The organism is Caulobacter sp. P1_D6 (assembly GCF_056406095.1).
In genome coordinates this window covers 84,119-103,951 of sequence record NZ_JBFUAW010000029.1, presented here as the reverse complement: position 1 = coordinate 103,951, position 19,833 = coordinate 84,119, and the positions used below count along the sequence as shown (strand labels likewise).

The window sequence follows — 19,833 nt, the reverse complement described above, 5'->3', positions numbered from 1 at the left end:
GCCGCGCTTGTTTGGAAAACGCGCCTAGCGCCGCTCCAGCGCGATCCGCACGCCGAACGCCACGAACACCCCGCCGGTCACCCGGTCCAGCCACTTGACCACGCCCGGCTTCCTCAGCGCCTTGGCGATCGGCGCGGTGGCCAGGATCAGGCCGCCGGACCAGGCCAGGCCCATGACCACGTGGATCGATGCCAGCAGCAGGCCGAAGACGGCCGGGCTGGCGCCGGTCGGGATGAACTGCGGCAGGAACGACACGTAGAACACCCCGACCTTGGGATTGAGCAGGTTGTTCCAGAAGCCCTTGGCCAGGGCCGCGGCCAGGCCGTCCGAGGGCGGGACCTCGCCGGCGCCGGTGTCGAAGGCGGCGCGCGGCTTGCGCAGCAGGTTGACGCCCAGCCAGACCAGATAGGCCGCGCCGGCCCACTTCAGGATCGTGTAGGCGGTGTGCGAGGCCACCAGCAGGGCGCCGGCCCCGAACGCCGCCGCCGCGCCCCAGGCCAGGCATCCCAGGCCGATCCCCACGGCCACGGCGCTCGCCCGCCGCCAGCCCTCGGCCGCGGCCGTGCGCAGCACCAGGGCGGTGTCCAACCCCGGCGTGATGGTCAGCAGGCCGGCGGCGACGGCGAAGGCGATCAGGGACTGGGCGGTGGTCATGCCGACCTTGTCCGCCGCGACCAGGCGCGAGGCAAGCGGTCAGCCCGCGATGCGGCCGATGGCGGCGGCGATCGCCTGCCAGGCGGGCGATTCGGCGACCGGGACCTGGGTCAGATGCAGCACCAGCATGGCCGCTCCGCCGATCAGATAGACCGGATGAGGCCGTCCGCGCGTGCGCCAGTCGACCCACATGGCCAGGAACAGCAGCAGGTCGCCGACCAGGGCCGGCGGCACGGCCACGAAGACCGGCGGCGCGACCACCAGGGGCAGGCCGGGCGGCGGGGTCGGCGGCGGTCCGCCGTGCGGGGCCAGGAAAGTCAGGAACCAGCGGGCGATCGGCGCGCCCAGCATCGAGATCGTGGCCAGCAGCAGCAGGCGCTTGTGCGTCTCGGGCCGCCTGACGTTGATGATCGCCAGGACGAACAGCACCGTGAAGAAGCCGATCCCGCCCATGCTGACCCAGGCGAAGGCCCGCACCTGATGGGCCAGGCCCTCGGGCTGGCCGGGCAGCGAGGCCTGGGCGACCCGCAGCGAGACGACGGCGGTGACCACGAACAGCATGGCGGTGGCGATCGCCACGCCCAGCACGCCCCAGGTGCGGTGGGCGACGGTCCTGCCCTGGGCCACCAGCCAGGTCTGGGTGCAGAAGAACGTCATCCAGGCGTACAGCACCAGGCCGTGGATATGGGTCAGCGGCGGGGCCTTGAACTTGCCCTGGGCCATCGGCAGGAAATAGGTCGGCATGAAGCCGAGCACGGCGATGGCCAGGCAGGTCAGCGCCATGGCGAAATAGAATTGGCGCGAGGCGTTGGCCCTCGCATCGGTTCGCAAAGCCGCTTCGGTCATGTGTGTCGCCCCCCGTTGGTCCCCGGGACGACGATGCCACAGATCTCATTGCCTGTAACGCTGGCGGAACATCGGTCTTCGACCGGCGGTCTTCACGCGATCTGCACGTTCCCTGGCCGCCGGCTCGACGCGGGCGGGGCAGGCTGGCGCGATGAGAAGAGCCCTACGCCTCGCGCTCGACCAGCGCCCCGTTCTCCCAGACGCGATAGAAGCACGAGCGGAAACCGACGTGGCAGGCGCCGCCGTCGCCTTGCGGGCGGACCTTGATCAGCACGGCGTCCTGGTCGCAGTCGATCCGCAGCTCGGTGACGACCTGCAGCTGGCCGCTGGTCTCGCCCTTCTTCCAGAGGCTGTCCCGCGAGCGGCTGAAATAGTGGGCGATCCCGGTGTCGAGGGTCAGCTTCAGCGCCTCGTCGTTCATCCAGGCGAACATCAGGATCTCGCCGGTGTCGGCGTGCTGGGCGATGGCGGCGACCAGACCGGCGGCGTCGAAACGCGGAGCGATGGCGGCGCCGCGCTCGAGCGCGGTCTTGTCGGCGGCGGGCGGGAAGATCGAGGAGGTCATGAGGCGACATATGGCGCCGGCGCCCCCCGTACGGCTAGCGCCAATGACTGGATCAAGAGCCGGGTAGCGGCGATGGACGCCTGGGCGCGGCCGTGGGCCGAGCGATCGCGCCTCAACGGCTGGGCGTACGAGTTCCTGCTGTTCGGCCTGAAGCAGGCCTGGGCCTGCCTGTTCGGCGGGCTGATGCTGGTCCTGATCGTCGGCACGCATCTGCTCTGGTCTGCTGACGCGCCGCTGGCGCGCTACGACTTCCTGGTGCTCGCCTCGCTGGCCATCCAGGTCGCCCTGCTGGCCCTGAGGCTGGAACGCTGGAACGAGGCGGTGGTGATCGGCGTCTTCCACGTGGTCGGCACGATCATGGAGGTGTTCAAGACCGCCCACGGCTCATGGATCTATCCCGAGCCCGGCCTGCTGAAGATCGCCGGCGTGCCGCTGTTCAGCGGCTTCATGTACGCCTGCGTCGGCAGCTACATCGCCCGGATCTGGCGACTGTTCGACGTGCGCTATGTCCGCTACCCGCCGATCTGGAGCACCTGGGTCCTGGCCGTCCTGGCCTACGCCAACTTCTTCACCCACCACTACGGACCCGACATCCGCCTGGGCCTGTTCGCGCTGTCGGTGGCGGTCTTCGGCCGGACCTGGTTCCTGTTCACGCCCGACCGCGTCGCGCGGCGCATGCCGTTCCTGATGGGCGGGGTCCTGGTGGCCCTGTTCATCTGGTTCGCCGAGAACCTGGGCACCCTGGCCGGCGCCTGGATCTATCCCAGCCAGCGCCACGGCTGGCACATGGTCTCACCCAACAAGCTGGGGGCTTGGTACCTGCTGATACTGCTCAGCTACGTGCTGGTGACGGTGGTGCACAGGCCGAGGCGGGCATGTCTCTAGGTCTCGAACATGGCCCGCAAAGCCGAGAGCACCTTGCCGAGCGTCTCCTCGTCCGCCGCGCCGAGCCGTCTGATCATCCTAGCACGCGCGACGGTGCGGATCTGGTCGGGCAGGACCAGACCCCGTTTGCCGTTGAACTCGATATCCGGACGAAAGCGTGTCGGATGACCGCCGGTGGTCATCGGCGCGACGATGAATGTGTCGAGGTGGCTGAGGCCTTCGGGCGAAACCACGACGCAGGGACGCGTCTTCTGGATCTCGCTGCCGACTGTCGGGTCCAGCCGCACCATCCAGATATCGCCTCGCTTCACCATTCAAGGTCTTCGTCGGCGTCGGCGCTCAGGGGCGCGTCGAGCCATTCGCGCTCTTCCTCGCTGAGGCCCAGCGCGCCGATACGCCTGGCGTCTTCTTCCCAGCCATCGCGCGGGTGCGGCTTGGGCGCCGCGACGATGATGATGCGGTCGTCTTCCATCGTCACGTCCACGGCGTCGCCGGCTTCCGCGCCGATGCTGGCGAGAAAGGGCTTGGGCAGGATCACCCCTGCCGAATTGCCGATCTTGCGCACCGAGGATCGCATGATGCCGTCTCCGTTAGAACGGAGTTATAACATTCTTCGATCGCTACTTCCAGATCGGCTTGCCGTCCCCAGGCAGACCCAGCCGCGCCCACTTCTCGCTGACGGTGTCGATCACCGCCTGGTCCATGCGGATCTCGTTCCCCCACTCGCGGTGGGTCTCGGGCGGCAGCTTGTCGGTGGCGTCCAGGCCGATCTTCGAGCCCAGGCCGCTCTCGGGACTGGCGAAGTCGAGATAGTCGATGGGGGTGTTCTCGATCACCGTGATGTCCCGCGCCGGGTCCATCTTGGTGCTGATCGCCCACATCACGTCTTTCCAGTCGCGGGCGTTGATGTCGTGGTCCACGACGATCACCCACTTGGTGTACATGAACTGGCGCAGATAGCTCCAGACGCCCAGCATCACCCGCTTGGCGTGGCCCGGATAGGCCTTCTTCATCGAGACCACGGCGATGCGGTAGCTGCAGCCCTCGGGCGGCAGCCAGAAGTCGACGATCTCGGGGAACTGCTGGCGGATCAGCGGGATGAACACCTCGTTCAGCGCTTCTCCGAGCACGGACGGTTCATCCGGCGGCCGGCCGGTGAAGGTGGTCAGGTAGATCGGCTGCTTGCGCATGGTGATCGCCGTCACCTGGAAGACCGGGAACTTCTCGACGCTGTTGTAGTAGCCGGTGTGGTCGCCGTAGGGGCCCTCGTCCTCGTACTCGTCGAGCAGGACGTGGCCCTCGATGACGATCTCGGCGTGGGCCGGCACCATCAGCGGCACGGTCTTGGCGGGCACGAGATCGACCTTGGCCCCGCGCAGCAGCCCGGCGAACTGGTATTCGCTAAGCGTGTCGGGCACCGGGGTCACCGCGGCCAGGATCGTGCCGGGATCGGCCCCCAGCACGGCGCAGGCGGGCAGGGGCTCTCTCTTCCCAGCTTTCTTATGGCGAGCGTAGTGCTGCGCGCCGCCGCGATGGGCCAGCCAGCGCATGATGCAGCGGTCCTTGCCGAGGACCTGCATGCGGTAGATGCCCAGGTTGAAGTCGTCCTCGCGGTCCTTGCCCGGGCCCTTGGTGACCACCAGCGGCCAGGTGATCAGCGGCGCGGGCTCGCCCGGCCAGCAGGTCTGGACCGGCAGTTTGGTCAGGTCGATGTCGTCGCCGGTCAGCACCACTTCCTGCACAGGGGCCTTCTTCACCGTGCCCGGCCGCATGGCCATCACGGTCTTGGCCAGCGGCAGCATGTCCAAGGCGTCCTTCAGGCCCTTGGGCGGCTGGGGCTGGCGCAGGAAGGCCAGCAGTTCGCCGACCTCGCGCAGCTCGCCCGCCGTGGTGCGCGGCTCGCCGCCCAGGGTGACGCCCATGGCCACGCGCTTGACCGTGCCGAACAGGTTGGCGAGCGCGGGCATCGGCGAGCGGCTGCCGTCGGGCAGGATCACGTTCTCGAACAGCACCGCCGGGCCGCCGGTGGCCAACAGGCGCGTCTGGATCTCGGTCATCTCCAGCACGGTCGAGACCGGCTCGGTCACCCGCACCAGCTCGCCCTTGGCTTCAAGGACATCGATGAATTCGCGAAGCGAGCGATAGGCCATGCCGGGGGACTCCTGAACGCGGCGGAACCTAACCGTTTTTACCAGGCTGGCTACGGCGAGTTGAACGCCTCGGCCAGGACGGCCCGCAGGCGCGCCCTGTGCTCGGGCGTCATCGGGCCCAGCGGGCCCCGCCGGTCGGGCGGAAGATGGGCCGCCGGGTCGCCGTGGGTCTCGAAGACGAAGTGGTCGAACATCTCACGCCAGACCGCGCGCTCGGCGGGCGGCAGGCCGCGCACGCTGGCCATGGCGTGGACCAGGGCCAAGAGGGGCGGGCTCAGCAGGGCGGGGGTCTCGTTCCACCAGTAATTGATCAGCACGGTGAAAGGGTCGAGGGACTCGACGTTATGGAACCAGCAGTAGGGAATATAGATCGCGTCGCCCGGCTCCAGCTCGGCGACCTGCGCGGCCGCCAGGGCCTCCTGGAAAAGCGGATAGCGCTCCAGGTCCGGCCGGGCCACGTCGACCAGGCTGACCGGCGGCCCCGCGGGGGTGAAGTCGAACGGCCCCATGTAGAGGTTCTTCAACTGGTCCGGCGGGAACAGGGTGAAGCGCCGCCGCCCGGCCACCGCGCAGGCGATGTTGTGGCTCATGTCGAAGTGGGTGGCGGTGGTGATGGCGTTGCCGATCCAGATGCGCGGCGCGATCCTGGCGTCGACCAGGGGCAGGGCGTTGGCCTCGGCGAAGCCGGGCAGGGCGCCCGGCGTCGGCGTCGACTGGACGGCGACGGCCGGCGGCCGGGCCACGGACCGCAGCTCCAGCAGCGCGGCCAGGGCCCGGGACAACGGCATGTCGTCGCGCTGGAAGTTCAGGCCGCTCAGGTCGGGGGTGTAGAAGAACCGCCCGCCGATGTCGGCGCCGGCGCTCAGCACGTTGACCGTCGCGCCGCTGTCCAGCGCGCCCAGATAGGCGACCAGGGCCTCGTCCGATCGGCGGCCGGCCGCGACGGCGGGCCAGTCGGCGACCAGGCCCTTGAGGATCGCGGGCTGTCCGGCCGGCAGGATCTCGTCGCGGAACCGCGCGGCGTCGACATCGCGATGTTCCGGCGTCCGGGGCGGGGTGGTCGTCACGCTGTGGCTCCTCGACGGTCGTCCTCTCGTAGAGCAAGGGTCGACGCCGCCGCAAGCTTGGCCCTAGGCGCCGCTCGCGCCGCGTGGTCCTGTCCCCCATCGATAGCAAAGGTTGTGAGAGTCCGCCGATGACCGACCTTCCCCTTGGCGCCCCGCTGGAAACCGCCGATCGCCCGCCCGAGCCTTGGGCCGTCCGCCGCGCGACGATCATCCGCCTGGCCACGGGCCTGATCCAGGGCCTGCTGCTGTACGGCCTCTGGCAGGCCGACAAGTCCAAGGTCTGGCCGGCCACCCAGCGCGAGGTCTATGCCGCCTTCCTGCTGATCGTCCTGTTCGTCCCGCCCGTGGGGCTGGCCGGCATCTCGGCCCTGCGCCTTCGCACCCTGGCGGTCTGGAAGGCCGTGGCCGCGATCATCGCCGCCGGACTGGGCGCCTATGGCGTGTGGAGCGGCGATCCCGCCGCCCGGGGCGTCGACGGCATGGGACCGCTGGCCTTCCTGGCTGTCGCCGCCCTGATCTTCATCGGCCATCACCTGGTCCAGCCGGCCGACATGGAGCGCCGGCGGATCGCCCGCTATCCGACCTATTTCGACGTCACCTGGAAGCACGGGGTGCAGGCGGTGCTGTCGGTGGGCTTCACCGGGGCGTTCTGGCTGCTGCTGTTCCTGGCCTCGGCCCTGTTCAAGCTGATCGGCGTCGACGCCATCGAGAAGCTGATCAAGCACGAGGCCTTCGCCTTCCCCGCCACCGCCCTGATGTTCGCCGCCGCCGTGCAACTGACCGACGTGCAGGCCAATCTGGTGCGCGGCGTGCGGACGGTGGCCCTGACCCTGCTGGCCTGGCTGCTGCCGTTGATGGCCCTGATCGCCGCGGGCTTCCTGCTGACCCTGCCCTTCACCGGCCTGGAGCCGCTGTGGAAGACCCGGAGCGCCACGGTCATCCTGCTGGTCGCCGACGCCTTCCTGATCCTGCTGACCAACGCCGCCTACCAGGACGGGACCGAAAAGACCGCCGTGGTGCTGAAATGGGCCGCGCGCCTGGCCGGCGTGCTGCTGGTCCCAATCACGGTGCTGGCCGCCTATGGCCTGTCCCTGCGCATCGGCCAGTACGGCCTCAGCCCCGACCGGATCATCGCCGGCGCCTGCGTGCTGGTCGCGGCCGGCTACGCCCTGGGCTACACGATCGCCGCCGTGCGGCCGGGCGCCTGGATGAAGACCCTGGAGGCGACCAACATCGCCATGGCCTTCGTCGTCATCGCCGTGCTGCTGGCCCTCTGCACGCCGATCGGCGATCCCCGGCGCCTGTCGGCGAACGACCAGGTCGCGCGGCTGAAGGCGGGAAAGGTCAAGCCGGACGCCTTCGACTATGTCGCCTTGCGGTTCGACGGCGGCCGCTTCGGTCGGAAGGCCTTGGAGGGTCTCGGGCGTGATCCGGATCCCACCATCCGCACCAAGGCGCTCCGCGCCGCCAAGTTCGACAGCAGGCCCTATCTGGCCGAGGCGACCGCGATTCCCGATCGCTACAAGAAGACCAAGGTCTATCCGAAGGGTCAGGCGCTGCCCAAGAGCTTCGTCGACCAGACCTGGAACGGCGGGGACGAGCCGACCTGCCTCTGGGGCTACCAGCAATGCCGGGCGACGCTGGCCGACATCGACGGCGACGGCGTCGCCGAGGTGCTGTTGTCCTCCGGCCGGACCTTCGACATCTTCAAGGTCGACGCGGCCGGCGTCTGGGCCCAGACGGCCGAGACCTCGGTCTTCTGCGGCGATGTCGACAAGGGACTGGAGGCTGGAGACATCCAGGTCGCCCCGTCGCCGCCGGCCCAGGAACTGGTCATCGGCGGCAAGCGAGCCAGGATCGAGCCGGCAAAGCGCTGCGCGGCCGAAGAGGCGGCCGTGCTGAGCCAGAAGAAGCCCTAGCCAACGCCCTCGCTGACCGCGTTCAGCCGCGCGTAGACCCCGCCGGCGGCCTTCAGTTCGCCGTGGCGGCCTTCCTCGACGACGCGGCCGTTCTGGAAGACCAGGATGCGGTCGGCGCCGCGCACGGTCGACAGGCGGTGGGCGATGACGATGGTGGTGCGGCCGGCCATCAACGCCTCGGCGGCTTCCTGCACCTGGCCCTCGGTCTCGACGTCGAGCGAGGAGGTGGCCTCGTCCATCACCAGGATGGGCGCGTCGGTCAGGAAGGCGCGGGCGATGGCCACGCGCTGGCGCTCGCCGCCCGACAGCTTGATCCCGCGCTCGCCCACCAGGGTGTCGTAGCCCTGGGGCAGGCGCAGGATGAACTCGTGGGCGCGGGCCTTCTTGGCCGCGTTGACGATCTCTTCCTCGGTCGCGTCGGGCCGGCCGTAGGCGATGTTGTCGCGCAAGGATCGGTGGAACAGGGCCGGATCCTGCGGCACCACGGCGATCGCGCGGCGCAAGGACCCCTGGGTCACGTGCGCCACGTCCTGGCCGTCGATGACGATCCGTCCGCCCTGCAGATCGTGCAGGCGCTGGACCAGCTTGACGAAGGTCGACTTGCCCGAGCCCGTCGGCCCGACCAGGGCCACGCGCTCGCCCGGGGCGATGGTCAGCGAGAAGTGGTCGTACAGCGGCGCGCCGGCCGACTTGTAGCGGAAGGTCACGTCCTCGAAGGCGACGGCGCCGGGGCCCCTGACGAAGTCCGGCGCGCCGGGCGCGTCGGCGATCTGCGGCGCCAGGCCCTCCCAGGCGGCCAGGTCCTCGGTGTCGTCCAGGCCCTTCTGCAGCATGCGGATGTTCTCGCCCATGTTGCGCAGGTAGCCGCTCATCAGCATGAAGGCGGTGATGGCGAAGGCCACGTCGCCGGGCGTCGCGGTTCCCTTGGACCAGGCATGGATCATCGCCGCCGTCAGCCCGCCCTGCAGCAGCACCAGCAGCAGGTTCTGGCCCAGCCAGACATTGGTGAACTTGTGCCAGGTGACCATCACCGCCTCGCGCCAGGCGGCCGTGACCTCGGCCACCCGGGCGCTCTCGCGGGCCTCGGCGCCGAAGCTCTTGACGGTGGGATTGGAGGTGACCGCGTCGGCCAGGCTGCCGCCGATCCTGGAGTCTAGGGCGTTGGACTTCAGGTTGGCCGGGCGCACGTAGCGGGTGGTGACCACCAGGTTCACGGCGATGTAGGCGGCCACCACGACCAGGGCCACGGCCCCGGCCAGGGGCTGGCGCAGCAGCAGCATCACCGACAGGCCGACCAGCACGATCAGGCTGGGGGCCAGCCAGATGGTCACCGCGTCGGTCACGCTGTCATAGCCCCACATGGCGCGTGTCAGCTTGCGCACCGTGGCGCCGGCGAAACTGTCGGCGTGCCAGTCGGACGAGAAGGCCTGGACGCGGGCGTAACCCTCGTTGGTCATCTCCTCCATGTTGCGGGCGGCCAGCGGGATCCAGAACCGCATGGCCAGGTTGCGGATCAGCGAGAAGCCCAGATAGACGCCGACGAAGGCCGCCCAGGCTGTCCAGGCCGCGTCGATGGCCGACGGGCCCTTGATGATGGTGTCGATCAGCCGGCCGGAGGCCCAGGGCAGGGCCAGGTCGAAGCAGATGGCCGCCAGGGTCAGGCCGACGCCGGCCAGGAACAGGCCCTTCCGGCGCAGCCAGAAGCGCGCGATGAAGCCCAGCACCCGGGCGTTGCTCAGGGCGCGGCGGCGTCCGCCGTGTTCGTCCTCATCGATTTCGTCGGTCATGGTGGAGGGTAGATAGGCGCTGGCCGTCCCGGAGGCGAGCGGGGCCGCCGCTTTGGTGTCAGGCCTTCGGGGAAGTGTTGCCCCGGCGCCGCGATCCGCCGAACGGCCGCCAGCGCAGGTACCAGCGGATGGCCGGGCCGATGATCGGCGTGCGCAGCAACGGCCGCACCGCGTGGGGCCGGGTCTTCAGGAAGCACATCACCGCCCCGATCCAGAACACCGTCGTCGGCATCCCGGGCACGAAGGCGCCGACCGCCCCCGTGGCGAACAGCGCCACGCCCAGGCCGTCCAGCACCCAGTGGACCGGGCGGGACAGGCGCTTGCGGGGCGGACGGGGGGCGTCGGTCATGAAGCTGGAATGTGGGGGATGGAAGGCGAAACGGGAAGGCGCAGTCTTCACCCTCTCCCTCTGAGAGGGTTCAAGAGTGCTTATGCTCGGCGGATAGCGAATGAAGTTCAGCGATTTCAACGCCCTAAACTTTCTCGACCCGTTTTGGTCCTCACCCTTCCGGACCGCCCGTATCCTGATCCCACCTGAGAGCACGGGGAGGGTGCACGTACGGCGACCGATGCGGCTTTCGGGGGTGGTTGAGCGGGAAGCGTTCGTCGGTGGGTCTTGAGTGACCACCTTCGCGACGGTCCTGGGCAGGTTCCTTGAAACACAGGACGAAACCCAGGCGGCGGAGGATCGGCAAGCGCAGCAGGCATGGGCTGAAATCGCTCATGCGGTCCGGGACGCGCCAACGTCCTGCCCGTCGGGGGCCTCCATCGGAGCGGGTTAAGAATCCGCGATCCGAAGGCTTCCGGATAACGGCCGCGCGAAGCGCCTGAACTTCGTCGAAACGGTACTCACAACTGCAAATCATCCGGGCGAGGCCCGGGCGCTTCGCACCCTCCCCATCACGCTCAGCGGGTTTCCCGCGTGAGACGGCGAAGCCGTGTCCCGCCGGATCCCTCAGGGTTCCGCCTAGGGCAAAACCAGGGATTCCCTGATGGCGGAGGCAGCTTGACCGGCATCATTGTGCCGGCCGTCGACAGTCCTGTCTGGCGGGAGCCGAGGCCCATGAGGATCGATCGTCCGGGACCTGCGAGGATCGTCGTCGTCGCCTATCTGGCGGCCTACCTCCTGGCCTGTCTGCTGGTCCTGGCCTTGGCCCTGGTTCTTCCGGTGGCGGCGCCTCGCTAGGCCTCAGGCGAACCGCAGATGGCTGAGCGTGTCGCCGCGCAGGCCGGCGCGGATGCGGCCGCCGAACTTCGTGCCCGAGGTCAGCCGTGACACCATGCCGGCGTCGCCGGCCCGCCTGAAGGACCGCGCGGCGGCGGTCCACAGGGCGGTGGTGACCGGGTGCGGCGCGACGATCCCGGCGGCGAGGCTCAGGGCCAGCAAGGTCCAGGCTTCCAGGCGATCGATCAAATGGGTCATGGCGGAGACCTTTCGAAGCTTAGCGAGGAGGGCCGCCGCGCTGGGGGGAGACGGCGGCCCTCCTCGGGCCCGCGAAACAGCGGGGGATCGCCGTTTCGGTGAAGGCACCTTGGTCCCTGGCGCTGGATCAATCCAATTGATCGTTTTTCGGATCGAGATCGGAAAGTTCTATGGTCGCGGTTCGGCTGGGTTGCGCGAGGCCGGAGGGCGGGGCTAAGCCTTGGCCCATGAGTTCTCCCGACACCGCCATCCTGCCCGACGCCGCCGCCGGCAACTGGGTCGACCGCCATGCGCCGCCGGCCCTGCGGCCGTGGCTGAAACTGGGCCGGTTCGATCGGCCGGCGGGAATCTGGCTGCTGATGCTGCCCGGCTGGCAGGGCATCGCCCTGGCGGCGGCGAGCCAGGGCAAGTGGCCCAATCCCTGGCTGCTGATCGCCTTCTTCGTCGGGGCGGCCCTGATGCGGGCGGCGGGCTGCGCCTTCAACGACATCGTCGACCGCGACTTCGACGCCCAGGTCAGCCGCACGGCGATGCGGCCGATCCCGGCCGGCCTGATCAGCGTCAAGCAGGCCTGGGCCTTCGTGATCGGCTGCTGCCTGGTCAGCTTCCTGATCCTGCTGTGCCTGAACCCGCTGTGCCTGCTGCTGGGCGTGCTGTCGCTGGGCCTGGTCGCGGCCTATCCGTTCATGAAGCGCATCACCTGGTGGCCGCAGGCCTGGCTGGGCCTGACCTTCAACTGGGGCGCGCTGCTGGGCTTCGCGGCGGCCAATGGCGGGCTTTCGACGCTGGGATATGTTGCGGGCGGCGTACTGGTGGCGACTGGGCAGTGGCAGACTTTCGGCGCCGCTCCCATCGGCGGCCTGACCTGGGCCGCCGTCCTCCTCTACGCCTCGGGCTTCTTCTGGACCCTGGGCTACGACACGATCTACGCCATCCAGGACATCGAGGACGACGCCCTGGCCGGGGTGAAGTCCTCTACCCGCCGGCTTGGCCAGCATGTGCAGAAGGGCGTGCTGGCCTTCTACATCGCCTGTTTCGTGCTGGTGATCGCGGCGGCCTGGGTCGGCGGCCTGGGGCCGCTGTTCCTGCCCCTGGCCGCCCTGGTCGCCGTCCACCTGTCGCGTCAGGCGGCCCGGGTGCGGATCGACGACCCGGTCGGCGCCCTGGCCCTGTTCAAGTCCAACGCCCAGGTCGGCTTCGTGCTGTTCCTGGCCCTGGCGGCGGGCCTGTGGCAGCCGCCAGGGCTGTAGGGCTCAGAACGGCCCGTTGCGATAGATCCGCTCCATGCTCCGTTCCAGCTCTCCCAGCCGGCGGTCGTAGGCGCGGTTCAGGCATGAGCGGTTCGCCCCGCACTTGCGGCGATCCCGCAGCCACTGCTGCTGGGCGTCCTGCATCGCGCCGCGACCGCCCATGGCCAGGGTGCGCTTGTTGATGTCGTAGAGCACCGACATCTTCACGTCCTTGTCGTTCAGGGCGGTGTTGGCGCAGATCGCCTTTTCGTCCGGCGCGCGAGCGCGGCCGCAATCGAAGCTGGCGGCGTTCGCCACGACGGGCAGGGCGAGGGTCAGGGCGAGGGCGGTCAGCACAAGGCGCATGGGGGTCTCCGAAGGGGCGTGACGTCGGGTCATTCTGTAAGCCGGAAGCTGAATGTGGCATGATGGGTTCCATGGTCGTCGCGTCCAGGATCAAGCCGCAGGAACTGTTCACGCCCCAGGAGTGGGCGCCGCTGTCGGCGCGCTCGTCCTGGAAGGGTCTGCTGATGGTGGCCCATGCCTGGGCGGTGATCATCGCGGCCGGCGCGATGTTCGTGATCTGGCCCAATCCCCTGACCTACGTCCTGGCGGTGATGCTGATCGGCGCGCGTCAGCTGGGCCTGGCCATCCTGATGCACGAGGCCGCGCACGGCGGCCTGCACACCAACCTCAAGGTCAACGACTGGGTCGGCGAGTGGCTGTGCGCGGCCCCGACCGGCGCTTCGCTGGCCAAGTACCGCCCCTATCACCTGACCCATCACAAATACGCCCAGCAGGCCGAGGATCCGGACCTGGTGCTGTCGGCGCCGTTCCCCACCACCCGCGCCTCGCTGCGCCGCAAGATCGTCCGCGACCTGACCGGCCAGACCTTCTTCAAGCAGCGGTTCGGTCCGCTGCTGGGCAAAATGAAGGGCGCGGGCGACCAGCCCAAGGGCGCGGTGTTCGCGGGCGAAGTGGCGCGGCAGAAGCCTTTCCTGCTGTGGAACCTTGGTCTGCTGATCGTGCTGAGCGCCATGGGCCTGTGGTGGGCCTGGCCGGCGCTGTGGATCGTGCCGATGGCGACCTGGTTCCCGCTGGTCACCCGGCTGCGCAACATCGCCGAGCACGCCCTGGTGGCCAAGGACGAGCCCGACCCGTTCCGCCACGCGCGGACCACCCGGGCCAACTGGATCGAGCGCGCCCTGATCGCGCCCTACCACGTCAACTTCCACGCCGAGCATCACCTGTTCATGCACATGCCGTGCTGGAACCTGCCCAAGGCGCATAGGCTGCTCGCGGAGAAAGGCCTGACGGTTGGCATGCTGACCGCCCCGGGCTATCTGTCGGTGCTGAAGGCGGCGTCCGGCAGGGCGCCGGCCGCCGCCCAGCAGGCTTAGTTCGCCGGAGTCGCGGGAGCCGCCGCGGCGACCTTGGCTTCGGGCTCCAGGGTCACCTTCAGCGGGTTGGGCGTCAGGTCCTTGCTGGCGCCGGTCGCCGCGTCGACGCCCAGGCCGATCAGGCCGCCGACCAGCACGTTGCCGGCCAGGGCCGCCCCGCCCTTGCCGCCGATCTGGTTGGTGATGCTGGTCGTGTAGGGCTTGTAGCCGGCCTTGGTGATCGTGACGTCGAACTCCTTCTTGCGCTTCATCTTGAAGGTGCAAGGCGTGGCGTCGCACTTGAAGCCCGTCGTGGTGGCCACGGCGGCGCCCCCCGGCGTCGTCTCGACCGTCCAGGCCTGGCTGGAGCCGCGCGTGACGGTGGCGCAGGCGCCGAGGCTGAACGCGGCGCAGGTCAATAAGGCCGCCCGAAGGGCGAGCCGGGTGTCGAACTTCATGGTATTCCCCCGAAATGAACGTCAGCCGTAGCTTGGCTGTAGCGCAATCGCTAAACGGTTGAGCTCTTTCGTCAAGAACCTTCGGTTGTCGTCAACCCGACATGAAAGTCTCCCGCATCGACCAGACCCTCCCCGGCCGCCGGGCCTTCATCCTGGAGAACACGCGTCTCCAGGCCCCGCCGCACACGCCTGAACTGGTCCTGCATCTGGCCGACGAGATCACCCCGATCTGGCGGCTGACCGAGGAGGCCCTGGTCGAGATCGGCCTGCCGCCGCCGTTCTGGGCCTTCGCCTGGGCCGGCGGCCAGGCCCTGGCGCGCTACATCCTCGACAACCCTGCAATCGTTTCTGGGAAACGCGTGATCGACTTCGCCAGCGGTTCGGGCCTGGTGGCGATCGCCGCGATGAAGGCCGGCGCGGCCAGCGTGCTGGCGGCCGACATCGACGTGTTCTGCGAGGCGGCGATCGGCGTCAACGCCGACGCCAACGGCGTGACGGTGGCCTTCACCGAGGTGAACCTGCTGGACGCTCCGCCGCCGGTCGGCCCCCCTCTAGGCGCGGACGTGCTGTTGGCCGGCGACATCTGCTACGAGCGGCCGATGGCGGAAGCCGTCATGGCCTGGCTGGGCCAGGGCCGGGCGGCGGGGGCGACCGTGCTGATCGGCGACCCCGGCCGCACCTATTTCCCCAAGGACGGCCTGGTGAAGCTGGCCGAATATCAGGTGCCCACCACCCGGGAGCTGGAGGACATGGCCGTCAAGCGCACCAGCGTCTGGACTCTGCCCTGACGGCGATCTAGAACATAATAAGAACAAACGAGAGGCGCTACCATGCGGGAAGACGGCAAGATCGACTATATCGAATGGCCCGCCGGCGACCTGCCGGCCACCAAGGCCTTCTACACCGCCGCCTTCGGCTGGAGCTTCGTCGACTACGGCCCCGACTACGCGGCCTTCGAGGGGCAGGGGACCGACGGAGGCTTCACCACCCCTCAGGAAGGCTCGACCGACCGGCCGCTGGTCGTGCTCTACGCCCACGACATCGAGGCCATGCTGGCCAAGGTGACGGCGGCCAAGGGCGTGGTCACCAAGCCGATCTTCAGCTTCCCCGGCGGCCGCCGCTTCCACTTCACCGACCCCTCGGGCAACGAGCTGGCGGTCTGGAGCGAGAGCTAGTCCCTCGCGACAGAAAAACCGTCACGAAACCGCGATAAATCCGTCTCCGGACGATTTACGGGGCGAGCGACGGTGGACCAGGCCAGAACCTGCGGCGATTGCGGGATGTGCTGCAAGCTGATGGGCGTGGCCGCCATCGACAAGGCCCCGCACGTCTGGTGCGGCCATTTCCGCAAGGGCGCCGGCTGCGGCATCTACGCCGACCGGCCCAAGGCCTGCGCCGACTACGCCTGCTACTGGCTGGACGCGCCCAATCTCGACGACCGCTGGCGGCCCGACCGGGCGCGCTTCGTCCTGCATCGCGAGAACGGCGGCCAGACCCTGGTGGTCGAGGTCGATCCCGCCTCGCCCGACGCCTGGCGGCGCGCGCCGTACTACGACACCTTCAAGACCTGGGCGGCGCGGGGCGCGGCCAAGGGTCTGACCCTCAATGTGCTGGTCGGCGGACGCGGCTACGAGATCCTGCCCGACCGCGACGTCGACTACGGCCTGGTGCGCGAGATTCCGGCATGAGCGAAGCGGCTTCCATCCCTGTTTCGGCCCCCGTCCCCTCCAAGTCGTGCGGCGACTGCGGCATGTGCTGCAAGGTCCTGCACATCAGCGAGCTGAACAAGCCGGCGGGCCAGTGGTGCGGCGTGTTCCGCAAGGGCTCGGGCTGCGGCGACTACGAGGCCCGGCCCCAGGCCTGCCGGGGCTTCCACTGCCTGTGGCTGACTTCGGAAAAGCTGGACGACGCCTGGCGTCCCAACAAGGCCGGCTTCCTGATGTACCCCGACCGCGACGGCAAGCGGCTGAACGTGGTGGTCGATCCGGGCAAGCCTTCGTCCTGGCAGCGCGAGCCCTACTATTCGCGGCTCAAGGCGATGTCGCAGCGGGCCTATGACGGCTACGAACTGCTGATCTGCATCGGCGATCGCCGGGTGGTGATGTTCCCGACCGAAGACGTCGACCTGGGCGTGCTCAACCCCGACCACAAGCTGGTCAGCGGCTATGTCGACAAGGACGGCGACAAGGTCCCGTTCGCCATGGTGCTGAGCGACGCCTAGGTTCGGCGATATCCGACCGATCCCTAATTCTCCCGTCATTCCCGCCCTTGTGGCGGGAACCCCTCTGTCCGCCGCAAGGGCAGTGGGGTGGTGTGGCGCGCCGGCGCGCCAAGGCGCCTCACCGTCAGCTGAACCAGGGGTTCCCGCCACAAGGGCGGGAATGACGAACATAGAAAGCTAGTTCGCGGACCGGCCAAGCAGGCCGAGGCGTTGAACTTCGATGCGCCCTCAGAACCGGGGCCTGAACTCTCGCGGCGCCCAGCCGAAGTCGGTCCGCGCCGCCGCGTCGTCGAAGGTCAGGTCCTGGGCCATGCGGTCGCCCATGGTCGCCGTGGCGCCGGGATAGAACGGCTTGGCCAGGGTCAGCAGCAGGCGGAACAGCCAGGCCGGCAGGGGCAGGATCGCCGGCCGGCGGCCCAAGCCCGCATAGATCCGCTCGGCCATCGTCCGGTAGGTCAGGGTCTCGCCGCCGACCAGGTCGTAGGCCTTGTCGCGGGCCGCGGGGGCGGCGGCGGCCGCGATCGCGCCGCCGGCCAGGTCGTCGGCGTGCACCGGCTGGCGCAGGCCCTCGCCCTTGCCCGACAGCGGCAGCACCTTGAAGCGGCGGATCAGGCCCGCCAGCCGGCTGACGTTTGCGTCGCGGCCTTCCAGATAGATCAGGGTCGGCCGCAGGATCGTCCAGGCCACGCCATGTTCGGCGCAGAAGGCCTCGACCTTGGCCTCGGACTCGGCCAGGGCCTGGGCCACGGCCCGCTCGGAGGCCTCCGGCGAATCCTGCTTGGTGAAGCGGCTGGTCGAGGAAAAGGCGACCAGCCTGGTCATGCCGCGCGCCTTCAGGGCGGGCAGGGCCTGGGGCAGCAGCCAGATCGGCGACAGCGAGAACACCGTGGCGACCGGCGGCAGTTCGTCGGCCAGGTTCGGGTCGGCCAGATCGCCGTCCACCCAGCAGACGTCGTCGGTCGGCGGACGCCGGCTCAGCGCGATGGGCGTGATCTCGAGGGCGTTCAGCCGCGCCAGCAGGAACTCGCCGATCAGGCTTGTGGCGCCCAGCACCAGGATGGGCGAGGTCAGGCCTGAAGACGAGGAGGGGGAGGTGGTTTCAGCGTCCATCTTTCCCCTATAATCGCGCGGCAAGCGGCGACCCAGGACTTTGCTCATGACCTTCGAGGATGTTCGCGCCTTCGCCTTCAAACTGCCCGGCGTGACCGACGGAACCGCCTACGGCCATCCGTGCCTGAAGGCGCACGGCAAGTTCCTGACCCGGGTGTGGGACGACGGCGACACCCTGGTCGTTCCGGGGATCACGTTCGACGAGCGCGAGATGCTGATCGAGGCCGAGCCCGACACCTTCTACGTCACCGACCACTACAAGAATTACCCGTACGTCCTGGTCCGCTTGTCGCGCGTCGACGCCGGCACGGTGGAGCGCTTCCTCGAACGCCGCTGGCGGGCGACCGCGCCCAAGAAGCTGCTCAAGGAGCATGACGCGGCGAACGCATGACGCGGCTTGCTCAAGCGCCTATATCGGCCTGACCCCCAGCCGGAGATCCGCCATGCCCCATTCCATCCCCGACATCCGCGCGGGCGACGTGGCCATGCCGATCATCGGCCTGGGCACCTGGCAGCTGGACGACGGCGCGGCCCAGCCGATGGTCGAGAAGGCCCTGGAGCTGGGCTACCGCCACATCGACACCGCCCAGGCCTATCGCAACGAGCAGGATGTCGGGGCGGCCCTGACGGCGACCGGCGTGCCGCGCGACCAGATCTTCCTGACCACCAAGGTCTGGGTCGACCAGTTCGCCCAAGGCGACCTGCAGCGGTCGGTCGAGGGCAGCCTCAAGCGCCTGAGGGCGCCGCAGGTCGACCTGCTGCTGCTGCACTGGCCCAAGCCCAGGCCGGCCCTGGCCGAGACCATGGCGGCGATGAACGACGTCCACGCCCGGGGCCTGACCCGCGCCATCGGCCTGTCGAACTTCCCCTCGGCCCTGATGGCCAAGGCCCAGGCGGCCTCGGAGGCGCCGATCGCCACCAACCAGGTCGAGTACCACCCCTACCTGTCGCAGAAGACCCTGATCGCCAAGGCCAAGGCGATGGGCTCGACGATCACCGCCTGGTCGCCCCTGGCCCAGGGCAAGGTGGCGGCCGACCCGGTGCTGATCGAGATCGGCGAGGCCCACGGCAAGACCCCGGGCCAGGTGACCCTGCGCTGGCAGGTCCAGCAGCGGGTCGCGACCATCCCGCGGACCAGCAATCCGGCGCGGTTGGCCGAGAACTTCGACATCTTCGACTTCGCCCTGTCGGACGCCGAGATGGCGCGGATCTTCGACCTGGCGCGACCGGACGGACGGCTGGGCAACTGGTTGGACGCGGCGTTCGAGTGGGACGCGGACTAGAACGGCGTCAGCCGGACGGTTTCCGGAAGCTGGACCTTCACCATCGCGCCGGGGTGTTGGGTCTTGGCCGCGACGGCGCGGAGGATCGCCGAGATGTCGGCGCCGTCCGGCGAGTGGCCGGCGCCCTGGATCGTGAACAGCGCGCCCGTCCTGTGGTCCGACGCCGCCGCTCGGCGCAGCGCTTCGCCGTGGGCGAAAGGGATCACCTCGTCCGCCGTGCCGTGGATCAGGTACAGGGGCTCGTCCAGCGTCGAGATTGTGCCGATGTTGTCGTACCGGTCCGAGATCATCCAGCGGGCGGCGGCTGGGGCCATGGTGCGAAGGTCGGTGAACGTGCCGATGGTCACCAAGGCGTCCAGTGTCTGTCGCCGGGCCAGGCCGAAGGCGACGCCGCCGCCCAGGCTGTGGCCCACCACGATCAGCTTGCCGCCGCCCGCCACGACGCGGGCCCTGGCGTAGAAGGCGTCCGCGTCGGCGGCCAGGCCCTTCTCGCTGGCGCGGCCCGGATTGCCGCTGTACTCGCGATATTCGGCCGCCACCACGCCGTAGCCCTCTGCGATCAGCGGGGCGAGCCACTGCATCGACCGGGTCGCGGCCGAGCCGTTGCCGTGGAACACCAGGAAGGTCGGCTTGCCGTCGCGCGGCGCGATCTCCACGCCCTTGAGGGTCAGGCCATCGGCCGTCCGCACGGTGATGATCGCCGCGCCGGCCGGCAGGTCCGCCGGGGCGAGCGGAGCGGTGGGGGCCGGATAGATGCGCTCGTGAATCTGGGCGCAGGCGGGTACCGACAGGAGCAAGACCCCGACGAGGACGAGACTTGTAAGGCTGGCCATGCGTTTCATGGTCGCGATGCTATG

25 protein-coding genes are annotated in these 19,833 nt (G+C 69.2%); 11 read left to right on the top strand and 14 right to left on the bottom strand.

All coding sequences use genetic code 11. The features are described 5' to 3' along the window. Positions 1 to 24: 24 nt before the first annotated feature. The 3 genes from AC1DYP_RS17030 to hisI form a co-directional block, all read right to left on the bottom strand. Complete coding sequence (locus tag AC1DYP_RS17030; RefSeq protein WP_477047328.1) at positions 25 to 654, bottom strand: LysE family translocator; 630 nt, start codon at positions 652 to 654, stop codon at positions 25 to 27. Positions 655 to 693: 39 nt separating this feature from the next. Continuing rightward, positions 694 to 1,500 carry a hypothetical protein gene (locus tag AC1DYP_RS17025; protein ID WP_477047327.1) on the bottom strand — a complete coding sequence of 269 codons (807 nt, stop codon included), beginning with the start codon at positions 1,498 to 1,500 and terminating at the stop codon, positions 694 to 696. A 163-nt stretch (positions 1,501 to 1,663) separates the two neighbouring features. After that, positions 1,664 to 2,065, bottom strand: a complete 402-nt coding sequence (gene hisI, locus AC1DYP_RS17020; RefSeq protein WP_477032495.1) for a phosphoribosyl-AMP cyclohydrolase — start codon at positions 2,063 to 2,065, stop codon at positions 1,664 to 1,666. A gap of 72 nt (positions 2,066 to 2,137) precedes the next feature. Between hisI and AC1DYP_RS17015 the strand changes: the two genes are divergently transcribed. Beyond that, the gene (locus tag AC1DYP_RS17015) at positions 2,138 to 2,950 is read left to right on the top strand and encodes a DUF817 domain-containing protein (protein ID WP_477032496.1); all 813 of its coding nucleotides are present in this window, start codon (positions 2,138 to 2,140) and stop codon (positions 2,948 to 2,950) included. On the opposite strand, the gene AC1DYP_RS17010 is transcribed toward AC1DYP_RS17015, so the two are convergent. The 4 genes from AC1DYP_RS17010 to AC1DYP_RS16995 are packed head-to-tail and all read right to left on the bottom strand — an operon-like array spanning position 2,947 to position 6,167. Further along, a complete protein-coding gene (locus tag AC1DYP_RS17010) occupies positions 2,947 to 3,264 on the bottom strand; it encodes a type II toxin-antitoxin system PemK/MazF family toxin (RefSeq protein WP_477047326.1) in 318 nt (105 codons plus the stop codon). The genes AC1DYP_RS17015 and AC1DYP_RS17010 overlap by 4 nt on opposite strands. Beyond that, positions 3,258 to 3,515, bottom strand: a complete 258-nt coding sequence (locus tag AC1DYP_RS17005; RefSeq protein WP_477032498.1) for an AbrB/MazE/SpoVT family DNA-binding domain-containing protein — start codon at positions 3,513 to 3,515, stop codon at positions 3,258 to 3,260. Before AC1DYP_RS17005 ends, AC1DYP_RS17010 begins: the two co-directional genes overlap by 7 nt. Before the next feature lie 55 nt (positions 3,516 to 3,570). After that, on the bottom strand, positions 3,571 to 5,100 hold the full coding sequence (locus tag AC1DYP_RS17000; RefSeq protein WP_477047325.1) for a UbiD family decarboxylase: 1,530 nt from the start codon (positions 5,098 to 5,100) through the stop codon (positions 3,571 to 3,573). 50 nt (positions 5,101 to 5,150) lie between these two features. Next, positions 5,151 to 6,167, bottom strand: a complete 1,017-nt coding sequence (locus tag AC1DYP_RS16995; RefSeq protein ID WP_477047324.1) for a cupin-like domain-containing protein — start codon at positions 6,165 to 6,167, stop codon at positions 5,151 to 5,153. 128 nt (positions 6,168 to 6,295) lie between these two features. On the opposite strand from AC1DYP_RS16995, the gene AC1DYP_RS16990 reads away from it, so the two are divergent. Continuing rightward, complete coding sequence (locus tag AC1DYP_RS16990; protein WP_477047323.1) at positions 6,296 to 8,086, top strand: DUF4153 domain-containing protein; 1,791 nt, start codon at positions 6,296 to 6,298, stop codon at positions 8,084 to 8,086. Here AC1DYP_RS16990 and AC1DYP_RS16985 read toward each other — a convergent pair. After that, positions 8,083 to 9,873, bottom strand: a complete 1,791-nt coding sequence (locus AC1DYP_RS16985; protein ID WP_477047322.1) for an ABC transporter ATP-binding protein — start codon at positions 9,871 to 9,873, stop codon at positions 8,083 to 8,085. The genes AC1DYP_RS16990 and AC1DYP_RS16985 overlap by 4 nt on opposite strands. A 58-nt stretch (positions 9,874 to 9,931) precedes the next feature. Then, positions 9,932 to 10,222, bottom strand: coding sequence for a DUF454 family protein (locus tag AC1DYP_RS16980; RefSeq protein ID WP_477032503.1), 291 nt, complete (start codon positions 10,220 to 10,222; stop codon positions 9,932 to 9,934). 714 nt (positions 10,223 to 10,936) lie between these two features. Here AC1DYP_RS16980 and AC1DYP_RS16975 point away from each other — a divergent pair. Next, positions 10,937 to 11,059, top strand: a complete 123-nt coding sequence (locus tag AC1DYP_RS16975) for a hypothetical protein (protein ID WP_477047321.1) — start codon at positions 10,937 to 10,939, stop codon at positions 11,057 to 11,059. Positions 11,060 to 11,062: 3 nt separating this feature from the next. On the opposite strand, the gene AC1DYP_RS16970 is transcribed toward AC1DYP_RS16975, so the two are convergent. Further along, positions 11,063 to 11,296, bottom strand: coding sequence for a hypothetical protein (locus AC1DYP_RS16970; RefSeq protein WP_477047320.1), 234 nt, complete (start codon positions 11,294 to 11,296; stop codon positions 11,063 to 11,065). Positions 11,297 to 11,523: 227 nt separating this feature from the next. Here AC1DYP_RS16970 and AC1DYP_RS16965 point away from each other — a divergent pair, with 227 nt between their 5' ends. Continuing rightward, positions 11,524 to 12,546, top strand: coding sequence for a UbiA family prenyltransferase (locus AC1DYP_RS16965; RefSeq protein WP_477047319.1), 1,023 nt, complete (start codon positions 11,524 to 11,526; stop codon positions 12,544 to 12,546). Between the two features lie 3 nt (positions 12,547 to 12,549). Here the strand turns inward: AC1DYP_RS16965 and AC1DYP_RS16960 are convergent, their stop codons facing one another. Continuing rightward, positions 12,550 to 12,891 (bottom strand): lysozyme inhibitor LprI family protein, encoded by a 342-nt coding sequence (locus tag AC1DYP_RS16960; RefSeq protein ID WP_477047318.1) that lies wholly within the window; start codon positions 12,889 to 12,891, stop codon positions 12,550 to 12,552. Between the two features lie 71 nt (positions 12,892 to 12,962). Here AC1DYP_RS16960 and AC1DYP_RS16955 point away from each other — a divergent pair, with 71 nt between their 5' ends. After that, on the top strand, positions 12,963 to 13,925 hold the full coding sequence (locus AC1DYP_RS16955; RefSeq protein ID WP_477047317.1) for a fatty acid desaturase family protein: 963 nt from the start codon (positions 12,963 to 12,965) through the stop codon (positions 13,923 to 13,925). On the opposite strand, the gene AC1DYP_RS16950 is transcribed toward AC1DYP_RS16955, so the two are convergent. After that, positions 13,922 to 14,362 (bottom strand): PEGA domain-containing protein, encoded by a 441-nt coding sequence (locus AC1DYP_RS16950; protein WP_477047316.1) that lies wholly within the window; start codon positions 14,360 to 14,362, stop codon positions 13,922 to 13,924. The two genes, AC1DYP_RS16955 and AC1DYP_RS16950, sit on opposite strands and share 4 nt — an antisense overlap. A 101-nt stretch (positions 14,363 to 14,463) precedes the next feature. Here AC1DYP_RS16950 and AC1DYP_RS16945 point away from each other — a divergent pair, with 101 nt between their 5' ends. The 4 genes from AC1DYP_RS16945 (at position 14,464) to AC1DYP_RS16930 (ending at position 16,583) form a co-directional block, all read left to right on the top strand. Then, positions 14,464 to 15,150 carry a class I SAM-dependent methyltransferase gene (locus AC1DYP_RS16945; protein ID WP_477047315.1) on the top strand — a complete coding sequence of 229 codons (687 nt, stop codon included), beginning with the start codon at positions 14,464 to 14,466 and terminating at the stop codon, positions 15,148 to 15,150. A gap of 42 nt (positions 15,151 to 15,192) precedes the next feature. Continuing rightward, entirely contained in the window at positions 15,193 to 15,537 is a 345-nt protein-coding gene (locus tag AC1DYP_RS16940) for a VOC family protein (RefSeq protein WP_477047314.1), read from the top strand. Positions 15,538 to 15,609: 72 nt separating this feature from the next. Then, on the top strand, positions 15,610 to 16,050 hold the full coding sequence (locus tag AC1DYP_RS16935; RefSeq protein WP_477035118.1) for a YkgJ family cysteine cluster protein: 441 nt from the start codon (positions 15,610 to 15,612) through the stop codon (positions 16,048 to 16,050). After that, the gene (locus AC1DYP_RS16930; RefSeq protein WP_477047313.1) at positions 16,047 to 16,583 is read left to right on the top strand and encodes a YkgJ family cysteine cluster protein; all 537 of its coding nucleotides are present in this window, start codon (positions 16,047 to 16,049) and stop codon (positions 16,581 to 16,583) included. Before AC1DYP_RS16935 ends, AC1DYP_RS16930 begins: the two co-directional genes overlap by 4 nt. Positions 16,584 to 16,811: 228 nt before the next feature. Here AC1DYP_RS16930 and AC1DYP_RS16925 read toward each other — a convergent pair whose 3' ends face one another. Then, the gene (locus AC1DYP_RS16925) at positions 16,812 to 17,693 is read right to left on the bottom strand and encodes an NAD-dependent epimerase/dehydratase family protein (RefSeq protein ID WP_477047312.1); all 882 of its coding nucleotides are present in this window, start codon (positions 17,691 to 17,693) and stop codon (positions 16,812 to 16,814) included. A gap of 46 nt (positions 17,694 to 17,739) precedes the next feature. Between AC1DYP_RS16925 and AC1DYP_RS16920 the strand changes: the two genes are divergently transcribed. Both AC1DYP_RS16920 and AC1DYP_RS16915 read left to right on the top strand, forming a co-directional pair. Beyond that, positions 17,740 to 18,084 (top strand): MmcQ/YjbR family DNA-binding protein, encoded by a 345-nt coding sequence (locus tag AC1DYP_RS16920; RefSeq protein ID WP_477047311.1) that lies wholly within the window; start codon positions 17,740 to 17,742, stop codon positions 18,082 to 18,084. Between the two features lie 52 nt (positions 18,085 to 18,136). After that, entirely contained in the window at positions 18,137 to 18,976 is an 840-nt protein-coding gene (locus AC1DYP_RS16915; protein ID WP_477047310.1) for an aldo/keto reductase, read from the top strand. Here the strand turns inward: AC1DYP_RS16915 and AC1DYP_RS16910 are convergent. Further along, entirely contained in the window at positions 18,973 to 19,818 is an 846-nt protein-coding gene (locus AC1DYP_RS16910) for an alpha/beta hydrolase family protein (protein WP_477047309.1), read from the bottom strand. The genes AC1DYP_RS16915 and AC1DYP_RS16910 overlap by 4 nt on opposite strands. Positions 19,819 to 19,833 lie beyond the last annotated feature (15 nt).

Excerpts from the sequence above, each read along its gene's own strand:
- AC1DYP_RS17030 (WP_477047328.1), bottom strand. The coding sequence starts at position 654 with ATGACCACCGCCCAGTCCCTGATCGCCTTCGCCGTCGCCGCCGGCCTG.
- AC1DYP_RS17025 (WP_477047327.1), bottom strand. The coding sequence starts at position 1,500 with ATGACCGAAGCGGCTTTGCGAACCGATGCGAGGGCCAACGCCTCGCGC.
- hisI (WP_477032495.1), bottom strand. The coding sequence starts at position 2,065 with ATGACCTCCTCGATCTTCCCGCCCGCCGCCGACAAGACCGCGCTCGAG.
- AC1DYP_RS17015 (WP_477032496.1), top strand. The coding sequence starts at position 2,138 with ATGGACGCCTGGGCGCGGCCGTGGGCCGAGCGATCGCGCCTCAACGGC.
- AC1DYP_RS17010 (WP_477047326.1), bottom strand. The coding sequence starts at position 3,264 with ATGGTGAAGCGAGGCGATATCTGGATGGTGCGGCTGGACCCGACAGTC.
- AC1DYP_RS17000 (WP_477047325.1), bottom strand. The coding sequence starts at position 5,100 with ATGGCCTATCGCTCGCTTCGCGAATTCATCGATGTCCTTGAAGCCAAG.
- AC1DYP_RS16990 (WP_477047323.1), top strand. The coding sequence starts at position 6,296 with ATGACCGACCTTCCCCTTGGCGCCCCGCTGGAAACCGCCGATCGCCCG.
- AC1DYP_RS16985 (WP_477047322.1), bottom strand. The coding sequence starts at position 9,873 with ATGACCGACGAAATCGATGAGGACGAACACGGCGGACGCCGCCGCGCC.
- AC1DYP_RS16980 (WP_477032503.1), bottom strand. The coding sequence starts at position 10,222 with ATGACCGACGCCCCCCGTCCGCCCCGCAAGCGCCTGTCCCGCCCGGTC.
- AC1DYP_RS16975 (WP_477047321.1), top strand. The coding sequence starts at position 10,937 with ATGAGGATCGATCGTCCGGGACCTGCGAGGATCGTCGTCGTCGCCTAT.
- AC1DYP_RS16970 (WP_477047320.1), bottom strand. The coding sequence starts at position 11,296 with ATGACCCATTTGATCGATCGCCTGGAAGCCTGGACCTTGCTGGCCCTG.
- AC1DYP_RS16965 (WP_477047319.1), top strand. The coding sequence starts at position 11,524 with ATGAGTTCTCCCGACACCGCCATCCTGCCCGACGCCGCCGCCGGCAAC.
- AC1DYP_RS16960 (WP_477047318.1), bottom strand. The coding sequence starts at position 12,891 with ATGCGCCTTGTGCTGACCGCCCTCGCCCTGACCCTCGCCCTGCCCGTC.
- AC1DYP_RS16955 (WP_477047317.1), top strand. The coding sequence starts at position 12,963 with ATGGTCGTCGCGTCCAGGATCAAGCCGCAGGAACTGTTCACGCCCCAG.
- AC1DYP_RS16950 (WP_477047316.1), bottom strand. The coding sequence starts at position 14,362 with ATGAAGTTCGACACCCGGCTCGCCCTTCGGGCGGCCTTATTGACCTGC.
- AC1DYP_RS16945 (WP_477047315.1), top strand. The coding sequence starts at position 14,464 with ATGAAAGTCTCCCGCATCGACCAGACCCTCCCCGGCCGCCGGGCCTTC.
- AC1DYP_RS16940 (WP_477047314.1), top strand. The coding sequence starts at position 15,193 with ATGCGGGAAGACGGCAAGATCGACTATATCGAATGGCCCGCCGGCGAC.
- AC1DYP_RS16930 (WP_477047313.1), top strand. The coding sequence starts at position 16,047 with ATGAGCGAAGCGGCTTCCATCCCTGTTTCGGCCCCCGTCCCCTCCAAG.
- AC1DYP_RS16925 (WP_477047312.1), bottom strand. The coding sequence starts at position 17,693 with ATGGACGCTGAAACCACCTCCCCCTCCTCGTCTTCAGGCCTGACCTCG.
- AC1DYP_RS16920 (WP_477047311.1), top strand. The coding sequence starts at position 17,740 with ATGACCTTCGAGGATGTTCGCGCCTTCGCCTTCAAACTGCCCGGCGTG.
- AC1DYP_RS16915 (WP_477047310.1), top strand. The coding sequence starts at position 18,137 with ATGCCCCATTCCATCCCCGACATCCGCGCGGGCGACGTGGCCATGCCG.
- AC1DYP_RS16910 (WP_477047309.1), bottom strand. The coding sequence starts at position 19,818 with ATGAAACGCATGGCCAGCCTTACAAGTCTCGTCCTCGTCGGGGTCTTG.